This is a genomic window from Streptomyces sp. NPDC055632 (assembly GCF_053618675.1).
Genome location: NZ_JBSHHY010000060.1, coordinates 13,384 through 25,028, shown reverse-complemented (window position 1 = coordinate 25,028; position 11,645 = coordinate 13,384). Strand labels below are relative to the sequence as shown.

Here is an 11,645-nt window from a genome sequence, read left to right as displayed (position 1 = left end):
GCGCCGGGCCGTGGCGGGCCGCCGGCCGGCCGGGGCCCGGCGGGCGGTGTCGACCCGGCGGTGGTGGCCGGGCGGGGGTGCTCGGGCGGTGGTGGCCGGTCGGCGGCGGTCGGTCAGCGGCGGCGCCTGGTGCGCCGGACCTTCAGCTCCTCGAAGCGGGGGACGTCGCCGTCGAGGGTCCGCCGCCACGCCCGGGCGAAGAGCTCGGCGACCGGTTCGACCGGCACCAGGGCGGACAGGAACGGCCCGTACATCGGCAGCTTCCACTGCTCGACCGGCAGCCCGAGCCGCTTCTGCTCGGACCAGGCGCCGGGCAGGAACAGCGAGCGTCCCGCCCTGGCCCGTACGGCCGACACCACCAGGTCGGTGGCGGCCAGTTCGGCGCGGGCCGCCTTGAGGCGGGCCGGCTTCCAGCCCGTCCACCGGGCGGTGTCGCGGTCGGTGGGGTCGGGCAGCGCGAGGAGCATCAGGTACAGCGTCGCCGCGTCGGCCCCCAGGCCGTGGGTCCCGGCGACCTCCGCGACCAGGTCGGGCACGGAGCGCGAGGGGTCCTGCGGCCACCAGGTGCCGTCCTGGTCCGTCTCCCCGGCGGCGGGCGCGCCCGGGTCGGCGAGGAGCCGTGCGAACGCCGGGTCGTGGGCCCGCCGCAGGGCCGTCTCGACCCCGATCGGCTGCTGGTCGGCGCCGCGCAGCACCGCCAGGTACGGGTCGGAGCCGGTGGAGTCGAGCAGCGCGGTCCGCAGGGCCGGCTGGGGCTGGCCGTCGTGCGTGGCCATGAGGACCGCGCCGTACCGCTCGTGGTCCGGTGCCGTCTCGGTCGGCGTGCCCGCCACCTTCCGGAAGTCCGCGAGGCTGGTGTAGCGCCCGGCGGAGACGAGCAGGTCGGGCGAGGCGAGGCGCTGCCGTACGGCGGTGAGGACACCGGGCAGCGCGGCCCGCGCGGGATCGCCGGCGGGGAGCCGGTGGGCGAGCCAGGCCGCCAGGCCCATCGAGGCGACCAGTACCGATTCGGTGAACGGGTGGTCGACCGGCTGCACGGGCGCCGGCCGGTCCTCCGCGATGTGCCACGCCACGTCGGTGGAGAGCTCGGGCGACGAGGCGGGGTCGAGGAGCGCCGGGAGGGCCCGGTGGACGGACCAGTCGGTGAGGACCCCTCGGGTGGCCTCCGCGATCAGCCGGTCCGGGACCCGGGTGCGCCGTCCCACGTACGCGTTCCAGGCGGCGGCCGCCGACGCCACGTCGGGGCCCTCGGTCCACAGCAGCGCCGGGTCCTCGGGCAGGAGCGCCGCCACCACGGCCCGGCGCACCTCGACGGAGAGCGTGCGCAGTTCGTCGCGCGCCTGGGCCGCCTCGGCCACCTTCAGGCCGAGGAACGTGCGCAGCTCCGTCGGCAGGAAGCTGTTCCCCCAGTCGTCCACGTGGGGCATGCCGGCGAGGACGAGCCGGGCCAGCGCTCCGGGGACGCCGGTGAGCCTGCTGAACTCCTCGGCCGCCTCCGGGAGGAAGGGGGCCGCAGCGCGGTTCTCCGCCTCCCGCAGGAAGGCGGCCAGCCAGTCGGCGCCGCGCGTCCGGTCGCCCACCGGGGTCGCGACGAGCAGGGTGTACGGGGCGGGTGCCTCGAACCGGCCGTCGGGGGCGTGGAGGAGCGCCTCGAACTCCCGTCCGTCGTCGACGCCCCGGTCGTTCTCGGTGATCCCGAGGACCGCTCCCCCGCCGAACGGGAGGACGGTGCGGCGGGAGGTGCCGCGCTCCTGGCCGTCGGGGGTGTGCAGGTGCGGGGTGGTGAGGTGGAGCCTCACCTGGCGCCAGTGGTCGGTCGAGCCCTCCGTCGAGGCGAGGCCCAGGGCGTCGACCCGGCCGAGCACGTCGAGCAGGGCGGCCCGGTGCTCGTCACCGCTGCCGGGCGCGACGGCCCGGTAGGCGACCGCCGCCGGTTCGTTCAGGAGGGGGAGGAAGGAGAACGGGGAGTACGGCAGGGAGGGCAGGTCGTAGTGCAGCGTCCCCGGAGGGGCCGCCGCGGAGGTGCCGGACCGTGCCTCGGCCAGTTCGCCCAGGAAGCGGTGGGTCACGTCCGAGGCGACGCCCCGGCTGTAGTAGCCGGAGCCGGTGAGTCCGTCGAGCGCCTCGGCGAGCAGGCTGTCGTGGGGGCCCTCGGCGCGCGTCTCCTCGGGTTCGGTCGCCGGGTCGAGCCGGGCGGCCACGGAGTCCAGGGCCTTCTGCTGCGCCACGGCGAAGCGCAGCGCCTTCGCCACGCCCGCGACCAGCTCGGGTGCGGTGATCCCCGGCAGCGCGGCGGTCACCAGGTCCGGGACGTCCGCGGCACGTTCCGCCAGGACGGCCGCCTTCAGGAGGGTGCCGGCCGTCTCCGCGTCGGCGGCGCGCAGCACGTCCGAGCCCCGCGGGTCGCGCGGGCGGAGGGCGTAGAAGTGGGTGAGCGGCGGCAGGGGCGTGGCGGCGGTGCCGTAGATGTCGTTCCGGTCGCCGTCGGACGTTGTGGTGATCACGCCGTCCGGATCGGTGAGGAGCAGTTCCCGCCACTGGCGGGTCAGGGCCCTGGGCCGGTCGTCGCCGGGGAACGCCAGGGCGGCGACGGGGATGTCGGAGCCCTCGGGCAGGGAGACGTTGCGGCCGGCGGTGTCGTCGGCGCACCAGCCGTCGCCGGGGATCCGCAGGACGCGCCAGCCGAGCAGGCCGTCGACGGGGGTGCCGAGGGCAGAGCCGTCCACCGTCGGGGCGGGCCGCAGCCACGAGGACTGCGCGGCCAGTTCGGCGCCGGGGGCGTGGGCGCGGGTCGCGTCGGCGAGGAAGCCGGGCAGGGAGCGCCGGCCCCGGGCGTTCTCGGCGGGGTCGTACTCGGCCCAGCCGCTGTCGTCGTGCCGCGCGTCGTTCTCGTACCGCTCGGCGTGTTCCCACACCCAGTACGAGGTGCCGTCGGAGAGCAGCGCCCGTTCCCGGGGCAGTTTCGTGTCGCCGGCGTGCAGGACTCCGGCGCCGGTGGTGCGGCCGCCGCCGGGCAGCGGCAGGCTGGGGCGGTCGGAGCGGAGGGACCAGTAGCTGACCTCGGTGTCCAGGGTGAACACGCGGTCGGGCGCGGTGTGCCAGTAGCCCTGCACGGGGCTGCTGCCGTAGCCGGTCCAGAACACGAGGAGGGCGCCGTCGACGTAGTGGAAGCCGTATCGGTGGGAGGACTGGCCGGTGGGCACGCGCAGGTCGTGGGTGAGGACGGTGGATTCGGCGTCGATGACCCGCACCCGGGTGGCGTTGGCCACGATCAGGTGGGGCCAGGCCTCGAAGACGACGAGGTCGTCGAACTTGTTGCGCCCGGGGGTCAGGTCCGCGACGGCCTCCTCCCACGCCGGCCAGTGGAGTTCCTCCCACAGACCGCCGCGCAGGGTGCGCGCCAGGGTCTCGCCGAGGTCGGCGCCGGCGGCGGCCGCGACCTCCTCCGGTGCGAGCGCGAGGGCTTCGGCGGGCAGCCACGACAGGCGTGCGAGCGCCTTGGGCAGTCCGGGCAGTCCGGCCGCGACCGAGTCGCGGGCGACGTCGCGCATCCACTCGGTGAGCATCGGCCGGCCGCCGGCCGCGGCGGCGAGCCGGCGCATCACGTCCGCTCCGGAGGAGGCGTCGTGGTAGGCGTTCGCGGCGCGCCGGAAGGCGGGGCGGAAGCGGAGGTCGGCGGCGACCGCGGCCAGGTCGCGGGGGTTCTCCCCGCGCGCCCAGTCCGACAGGTTGAGGGCGGCGGCGTTCGTCCGGGGGCCGTCGACCGCCGGGTCGGCGACCGGGACGTCCAGCGAGAGCAGCAGGTCGAGCAGGTCGAGGTCCTCGACGCCGATCCGCAGGGCGTCCCGGCCGTCGGGGCGGGCCGCGAGGTCGGCGCGCAGCCGTTCGGCGGCCCGCTCCACCAGGTCGAGGAGGGCCGGCGGAGTGGGACGGCTGCCCCAGCCCCGGTGCCGGGCGGTGTGGAAGCGCTCCAGCCAGCCGGCCGCGCCGTCGGCGCAGCGCTCCTCCGGCGGCACGTCCGCGCCGGTCAGTCCGGCGTCCGCCCCGGACTCCGTGAGGATCCCCAGCCACAGGTCGCTGAACTCGCCGCCGTCGGAGGGCGGCATCATCTCCAGGAGCGTGCCCCGTGCGGCCGGGACGCGGCGGGCCAGGGCGACGAGGGAGGACCGGTGGGACTTCCACCAGCCGTCGGCCGCGCGCAGGGTGGCCGGCAGCGGGAGGAGGTCGGCGAGGTAGTCCTGTTCCGCCTCGGGGGCGGACAGGCCGGCGGCGCGGGCCAGGCGCCGCAGTTCGACGGTGGCCTGGGCGGAGGGGGCGAGTCCGCCAGCGGTGCGGCGCACGCACAGGCGCCGGAAGCGCTCGTACGCCTCGGCGGGCGCGAGCCGGGCGGCGAGTTCCTTGCCGTACCCGGTCAGGACCTTCACCGGAAGCGCGCCGACCAGGGCGAATTCGAGGAAGACGGCGTCGAGCCGGTCCTCGTCGACGACGAGGCCGTGCTCGGCCTCGCTGGTGCGGGCGCGGGCGAAGAGCTGTCCCGCGTACGTGGTGTTCTCGACGCCGAGGAAGATCCGGGCGGCCTGCTCGTGGAAGACCGGCAGGAAGTGCGGTACCGAGGAGGCGAGGCGTCCGGCGAGTTCGAGGCAGGCGTCCAGGGCGGCCTTGGGCTTGGTCCTGGCCTGCCGGGCGAGGCGGTCGAGCTCGGGGACGACCGCGAGGGCGTGGTGGCCGTCCTCGGGGTGGTGCACCAGGACCCATTCGGGGAAGCCCAGTTCCTGGCGGCGGCCGAGGCCCACGACGGCCGGTTCCCCGTGGAGTTCGAGGCCGAGGAAGCCGGCGGCGAGGTCCTCGGCGGGGCCGAGTTCGGCCGCGGCGAGGTGGACGACGACCCGGTCCTCGCCGAGGACGGGGTGGCGGTAGGCGCGGGCGGTCAGCTCGACCGCCGAGGCCCCCGCGTCCCGGGCGTCGGCCGGGAGCACGGCGCCTGCCGCGAGCAGCTCCGCGTCGTCGCGGGCTCCTCCGGGAGCGCCGTCCGTGGTCCTGTCGGAAGCGGTCGTGCCGGTCACGCGTCCCCACCCTCTTCGATCGTGCGGCCGGCGTAAAGCGCAGCGGCCATGCGCATTCCCTCGGACCAGGCCACCGGTCCGACCTCGTTCAGCCGCACGGCGCGGCCCTCGTCGTCGTGCCAGCCGAGCCCGCCGGTCTCCGACTCCCCGTCCCAGTACGGCTCGCCGATCCAGACGGACGCCTCCGTGGCGCGGCCGCCGTCGCGGACCTTGCAGGTGGCGTAGCCGCCGGAGACGCGGTGGCCGAGCGAGGTCGCGCGGGCCGCGAGGCCGAAGCGGGAGGCGAACTTCCCGCCCGCGTAGTCCCGTACTTCCGTGGCCGTCTCCGGGTGGGCCGCGGCCGGCCTCGTCCAGGTGGCCCGGTGGATCTGCTCCACCCGCTGGGTGATGCCGAGTTCGGCCGCGAAGTCCCGTACGTCGTCCAGGTCGGGGAGGAGCACGGGGTGCGGGAGGGTCACGGTGCGCGGGGAGAGCCGTACGGTCTCGCCGTCGAGGTCGACCACCTTCAGCTCGCCGTCGGCGGTGACGTCCCGCAGGAAGCCGACCTCGTCCGGGTCGTCGCCCACCACGGCCATGTCGCGGAGGGCGGACCGCCAGGCCTCGTCCGGCCACACGCGGGCGATCAGCCCGGTGGGCACGGGGAGCGAGGACACCATCCAGGTGTCGACCTGCGCCACGCACGCGGCCACGTGCCGGTCCAGCCATTCGGCGAGGCGCCGGAGCCGGTCGACCTCGGGATGGTCCCGCAGCGCCTTCGGCAGGGTCTTCAACTGCCGTCCCCCCGCGCGCCGTGCGACCACGCGCCCCTCGTCGAGGGTGATCTCGTACCCCTCGTCCGCCGTCAGCCATGCCATCGGCCGTGCCCCCTCCGCCTGTTCGTCAGAAATCGCGCAGCTCGAACCAAGGGGTCGAAAGCCCCTGGAACCGCGATATGAGGGGAGACTAACCAGGGCCACTGACAACGCGTGTTCGGGGCCCGGACAGGCGGTCCCCGCCCGGCCGGCCGGCCGTCGCACGGCCCTTCGCCACGCGGTGCTCCTCGCCGTACGGGGTCCTCACGCGCCACGGGCTTCCCGCCGCACGGCCGCGGCACACAAGATCTGACGCCGCGACCGTGCGGACGAACGGAGGGACCGGGTGAGGATCCCCGTGCTCTTCGGAGCGTCGGCGGCCCTGGTGGTGCTGTGCGCGTGCGGCGCGCCGCAGGCGCGTCAGGACGGGCCCGCCCGGGCGGGCCGGGCCCGTCGGCCCGGGACAGCCGAGGCCCCCTCTCCTGTTCGGGACCGCTGCCCGGGCAGGAGGGGAAGCGCCCGGACAGCGGCACCCGGCCCCTGCCCGGTCGGACGGGGTCCACTCGTCCCGGCACCCCGGCGGTTCGAACCGCCGGGGTGCCGGTGGGAGCCGGGGCGCGCGGTCCTTCGTCCCGCGGGGCCGGCGTGGTCGTTCCGGGGGCTCAGGACTCGTCGGGGCGCCGGCCGGGAGGGGTTCCGCCACCCTCGCCGCCGCCCTTCTCCCCCTTGTCCGTCCCGTGCGCCGTGCCCCGGCCCCTCTCGTCGGACCGGTGGGCCTGATGGGCCTTGAGTTCGGCGAGGTCCTGCGGGGTGGCCGCGCCCTTTCCGCTCCTTCGCTGTTCACGGCTCTGCGGACCGCTCATGGCGTCTCCTCACGTCGAAGGTGTCGAGTGGAGTCGGGTGGACCGGTGTCCTTCCGTACCGGTGTCCTCCTCGTGGCGCGTCTCCCCGTTCCGCCGGACGCCATGCCCCGGCGTACTCGCCCGTCGTCCGTTTCCGTGCCCCTCCCCGGCCGGTGGGGGCCCTTCCTCCGGCCGGTGGGGCGGGAGGAGGAACACGGGCGGTGACGGAGCATGGCCGGCCGCGACGGGGGTAGCGGCGGGGGCGTCACGCGCGAGATGGACGCGGAAGCAGCGGTACGAGAGGAGGCGGAACCATGGTCGACATCCAGGGTTTCGACCCGCGCACGGCGATCGTCACCGGTTCGGACTCCGGGATCGGGCGCGCCGTCGCGGTGCGGCTCGCGGAGGCGGGCCTCGACGTGGGCGTCACGTGGCACACGGACGAGGCGGGCGCCGAGGCCACGGCGGCGGAGGTCCGCGCCCGTGGGAGGCGGGCGGCCGTCGCCCGCCTGGACCTGACGGAACTGCCGGGGGCGGCCGACGTGATCGACCGGCTCGCGGAGGAGCTCGGAGGGGTCGACGTGCTGGTCAACAACGCCGGTACGGGCACGGCCGAGTCCTTCCTCGACCTGAGCCTGGAGAAGGTCAGGGAGGTGCTCGACGTCGATCTGACGGGGCCGTTCCTGTGCGCCCAGCGCGCCGCCCGCCGGATGATCGACCGGGGGCGCGGGGGCCGCATCGTGCAGATCACCTCGGTGCACGAGCACCAGCCCCGGGTGGGCGCCGGACCGTACTGCGCCGCCAAGGGCGGCCTCGGGCTCCTCACCCAGGTCATGGCCCTGGAGCTGGGCGAGTACGGCATCACCGTCAACTCCGTCGCGCCGGGCGAGATCGCCACCCCGATGACCGGCCAGGAGGACGAGGACGTCCGGGCCGCGTCCCGGCCGGGCGTGCCCCTGGGGCGTCCGGGAGACGCCCGCGAGGTCGCCGCCGTCGTCGCCTTCCTGGCGGGCCCCGAAGCGTCGTACGTGACCGGGGCGTCCTGGGCGGTGGACGGCGGGATGCTCCGCATGGGCCCGATGGCCGGCTCGCACCTGACGTCCGACGACTGGCGGCGGCCCTGAGGGGCCCGACAGGGCGGTGACACCGGGGGCCGTGGGGCGCGGGCCCGAAGGAACGCGAGAGGAGCCGCCCCGCCCCCCAGCGCAGGTGCGCGGGGAAGGCGGGACGACTCCTCGGCGGCGACGGCGGAAGGGGACGGCGGGGGACGAGGACGGCGGGGGACGAGGGCCGGGCCGGTCAGTCGCTCCAGCGCAGGACGGCGCCGAGGCCGCCCGCGGGGCCCGCCATCTCCTCCGGCACCACGAGCACCTCGGAGCCCGCGGCGACGCAGGCGCGCAGCAGCGCGTCGTCGGCGCGCGCCTCCTCCGGCCGTCCGATCCCCCAGCCCCTGGCCTCGGCACGGCCCGTGGCGATCTCGTCGGGGCCGGAGCCGACCCACACGGGGCGGCTCGCGTCGGAGGCGTCCCGGCCGAGGAGGAGGGTGGCGACCTGGTGCTCCCGGGCGGCCGCCGCCACGGCCGGGACCCCTTCGGCGGCCGGGCCGCGTCCGGTGTCGACGGCCGTCTCGCGGTGCTCTCCGGGGCGCCCGCGCGCCCTGCGGAAGTCGTCGAGCGCGCTCCGCACCCGTTCCCGGGCGTAGCGGGAGCGGGCCTCCTCGATCTGCCGGTCGAGGAGTTCGGTGGAGGCGCCGGGCGCGCGGCTGCCGTGGTCCACCTCGACAGCGACGCTCCGGAGGCGCTGCGGCAGCCGTTCCCGTACCGCCTTGCGCTCGCGCGCGTCCCCGGCCAGGACCAGGAGGGTTCCGCCGTCCTGCGGGCAGCGCCGGGCGAGTTCGCCGGCGATGACGTCGGCCGTCTCCTCCCAGGCGTCCTCGACCTTGTTGCTGTAGTGCCACTCGTACCGGTCCTGGGGGATGGAGCGGTGTCCCCGGCCCTGCCACTGCTTCCCGCGCGCCTCGCCCAGGTCCCGCGTGCCGCGGGAGTCCCTCAGTTCGAGGTCGGCGCCCTCGCGGTCGATGAGGGCCACCTGACAGGCGGGCTCGTCGCTCCGCAGGAGCACCAGGGGCGCGATGTGCGGGAGGTTCGTCCACGCGGCCCCGGCGGACGGCGGAGCGGCCGTGAGGGGGATGTCGAGCACGACCTCGCCCGCCGTCGCGAAGAGGGCGCGTCCGGGCGGCGAGCCGGAGACGGGTTCGGCGCCGAGGCGGTCGGCGACCGCGTGGATCGTGGCCGGGTCGGCGCCCTCGTCGACGAGCTGTGCGGCCACGGCGCGGTTGCGCAGCCGCTGTATCTGCGCCGCGTCCTCGGTGGACCGGTCGGTCTCGACGTAGACGGAGGCCCAGGGGCCGGGCCGTTCCAGGAGCGGTTTGAGGAAGTCGAGGTTCATGGTGTCCCCACTGGGGTCGGAACGTGCAGGGTGTCGGAGGCGGTCAGCGCTCCGTCCCGGGTTCCTCGCGCCGCCCGGACGGCTGCTCGGTTTCGTCCACCGTGGCGTCCGCCCCGGTGTCCACGTGCATCGCGGCCTCCTCGGCCGGCGCGGCCCAGTCGTCCGGGCCGACGTCCCGGGCGACCGTGCGGTTTCCCGTCTCCCTCGGGGTGTCGACCGGTGCGAGGCGGCCCGCCCGGGTGCTGCCGGCCTGCTCGTCGACGGGTTCGCCCGCGCCGCCCGGCAGGTCGCCGATGCTGTCGCCCTCCGGCAGCGGGTCCTCGGGGACCTCCTGGGAGAGCCGGTCGTCCAGGGACTCGCCCTCGCGCTGCTCCCGCTGGGTGGTGCCGTACCGGGTCACGCCCCGCGGGCGCTCGGGAGGCGAGTAGCCGGGGTTGGCCATGTCCTCCAGGGGGTCCGTCACGATCGCGTTGTCCGGATCGAGCGCGTCGGTGGGGCGGTTGTCCACGTCGGAGTGGGTGGGCTGGTAGACGTCGTCGCCGCGGGCCTCGTCCGTGCCGGGCTCGTTGCGGTCCATGAAGGTTTCCTTTCGGAGGTCGGAGATCAGGGGTCGGGGATCAGGGGTCGGAGATCAGGGGTCGGAGATCAGAGGTCGGAGATCAGAGGTCGGGGATCAGAGGTCGGGGATCGAAAATCGATGGTTGAAAGCCGGAGTCGGTGGCCGAAGGCCTAGGTGCGTGATCGGGGGCCGGGACCGGAAGCGCGCACCCCGGAACCGGCCGTCCCCACGGCCCGGGGGGCTGACGGGCGCCCGCTCAGTCGGTGGCCAGGATGATCGCGTACGCGAGGAAGAACAGCGCGCACAGGCCGACGACGATCCACAGGGCGAGGAGCGGGCCGACCGCCCAGCCGCGCCGGAGCGGCCGGTAGGGCCCGGTGCCCGTACTCGTTCCGGACTCGGCCGGTGGCGTCTCGCCGGGCGCGATTCCGCCCCCGGGGCCGGGGCGGGGCACGTCGGCTCCACCTTCGGCGCCGACGCCTGGTGTGTCACGGGGCTCCGGGTCGGGGTTGCTCGGTACGGTCATGGCGTCCATCTCCCTCCGGAATCCGGATGTCGCACGGCCGGTACGCGACTACCCGCCCGTGTCCGCCCTATCCGGCGTACGGCGGGCCGACCGCCGGCGCGACCGCGCGGCGTTCGGCGTCCCGGCCCGCCGGTCAATGGGCGGCGGCTCCGAACTCGGCGTGCTGGGTGCGCAGGGCGAAGTCGGGCTCCGCCCCGGGTGGTTCGCCGAGCGACAGGCGTCGTGCCTCGGCGGACGCCTCCCGATCAGGGCGTGGAACTCCTCGTCCGTGAGTCGGCGCCGTTCGGTTCTCGTCCGCTGCTCCGTGATCCGCACGGCGGGTCTCCTCACGGTCGGTTCCCTTCGTCCTCTCCCGCCCCGGCGACTACCCGAAACGGAACCGGACAGACAGTTCTCCGGTGGCCGATTCCTGTCGGTCACGGCCGATCACCGGGGCGGATGACCGTGCCCGCTCTGGGTAGACGCGGTTCCACCCCTTGGGGGGCCGTCGCGACCAGTGGCAAGGACAGGAGCAGGCGATGAACCTCACGGAAGACCCGGCCGCGCGCCGGTCGGCGAACGGAGAGGCGTACTCCGCGTCCGCCGCTCACGACCATGTGTTCGCGGGCACCGGATCTCCCGAGCCCCGGAAGGCTCCGCGGGAGGATCACCGAGCGGGGGGATCACGCGAGGGCGACGCGACCGCGCTGCCGCCGGACCACACCCAGGCGATCCTGGAGACGACGAAGCAGGTCGGGGCGGTGCTGAAGGCGTCGGGCTGCCCGTTCGCCCTGATCGGCGGCGTCGCCGCCTACGCGCACGGCATCCCAGTCCGGCTCCAGCACGACACGGACTTCGCGGTACGGCGGGAGGACGCCGAGACCGTCACGAGCGCGCTGCGGGAGCACGGGATCCGGATCGTCGATCCGCCCGAGGACTGGCTGGTCAAGGCGCGTTCCGGCGGTGAGGAGATCGATCTGATCTTCTCCCTCGCGGGGCGGCCGGTCACGACCGAGCTCCTGGAACGGGCCCAGACGCTCCCGGTGGACTCCGTCCACATGCCGGTGATCGCACCGACCGACCTCCTGGTCTCCCGGCTGATGGCGTTCTCGGAACACCACTGCGACTTCGGCACCCTGCTGCCGGTGGCGCGGGGCCTGCGCGAACGGGTCGACTGGGCGCGCGTGCGCCAGGAGACGGAGGGCGCCCCGATGGCCGAGGCCTTCCTCCATCTGCTCGAACTGCTGCACGTCCTGCCGACCCACGGCCCCGTGACCCACGGCGGAACCGGTCCCTCGTAGGTCGCCACGCCGCCGAAGCCACACGAAGAGGGCGGGTGACACGGCCGGATGCCGTGTGACCCCCCCCCCCGCCGAAGGGCCCCACACAAGTGGGGGTGTAGTATTAAAAAAAGTCGCGGGCCGCGACAAGAGAGGT

The 11,645-nt window shown here is 75.5% G+C and carries 8 protein-coding genes; 2 read left to right on the top strand and 6 right to left on the bottom strand.

Annotated features, from left to right (window positions below; translation table 11 throughout):
- Positions 1 to 113 precede the first annotated feature (113 nt).
- From ACWGSR_RS35990 to ACWGSR_RS35980, 3 genes are all read right to left on the bottom strand, one after another.
- Entirely contained in the window at positions 114 to 5,063 is a 4,950-nt protein-coding gene (locus ACWGSR_RS35990) for a DNA-binding protein (protein WP_453573333.1), read from the bottom strand.
- On the bottom strand, positions 5,060 to 5,917 hold the full coding sequence (locus tag ACWGSR_RS35985; RefSeq protein ID WP_376247058.1) for a DUF4132 domain-containing protein: 858 nt from the start codon (positions 5,915 to 5,917) through the stop codon (positions 5,060 to 5,062). Before ACWGSR_RS35985 ends, ACWGSR_RS35990 begins: the two co-directional genes overlap by 4 nt.
- A gap of 599 nt (positions 5,918 to 6,516) precedes the next feature.
- Positions 6,517 to 6,717 (bottom strand): hypothetical protein, encoded by a 201-nt coding sequence (locus tag ACWGSR_RS35980; RefSeq protein WP_453573331.1) that lies wholly within the window; start codon positions 6,715 to 6,717, stop codon positions 6,517 to 6,519.
- 293 nt (positions 6,718 to 7,010) lie between these two features.
- On the opposite strand from ACWGSR_RS35980, the gene ACWGSR_RS35975 reads away from it, so the two are divergent.
- Positions 7,011 to 7,820, top strand: coding sequence for an SDR family oxidoreductase (locus tag ACWGSR_RS35975; protein WP_453573328.1), 810 nt, complete (start codon positions 7,011 to 7,013; stop codon positions 7,818 to 7,820).
- A 175-nt stretch (positions 7,821 to 7,995) separates the two neighbouring features.
- Here the strand turns inward: ACWGSR_RS35975 and ACWGSR_RS35970 are convergent, their stop codons facing one another.
- From ACWGSR_RS35970 to ACWGSR_RS35960, 3 genes are all read right to left on the bottom strand, one after another.
- Positions 7,996 to 9,144 carry a baeRF2 domain-containing protein gene (locus ACWGSR_RS35970; RefSeq protein ID WP_453573325.1) on the bottom strand — a complete coding sequence of 383 codons (1,149 nt, stop codon included), beginning with the start codon at positions 9,142 to 9,144 and terminating at the stop codon, positions 7,996 to 7,998.
- 43 nt (positions 9,145 to 9,187) lie between these two features.
- Positions 9,188 to 9,721 (bottom strand): DUF5709 domain-containing protein, encoded by a 534-nt coding sequence (locus ACWGSR_RS35965; protein WP_366379520.1) that lies wholly within the window; start codon positions 9,719 to 9,721, stop codon positions 9,188 to 9,190.
- A gap of 238 nt (positions 9,722 to 9,959) precedes the next feature.
- A complete protein-coding gene (locus tag ACWGSR_RS35960) occupies positions 9,960 to 10,229 on the bottom strand; it encodes a DUF6480 family protein (RefSeq protein ID WP_453573323.1) in 270 nt (89 codons plus the stop codon).
- 518 nt (positions 10,230 to 10,747) lie between these two features.
- On the opposite strand from ACWGSR_RS35960, the gene ACWGSR_RS35955 reads away from it, so the two are divergent.
- Positions 10,748 to 11,509 (top strand): nucleotidyltransferase family protein, encoded by a 762-nt coding sequence (locus tag ACWGSR_RS35955; RefSeq protein ID WP_453573320.1) that lies wholly within the window; start codon positions 10,748 to 10,750, stop codon positions 11,507 to 11,509.
- Positions 11,510 to 11,645: the final 136 nt, after the last annotated feature.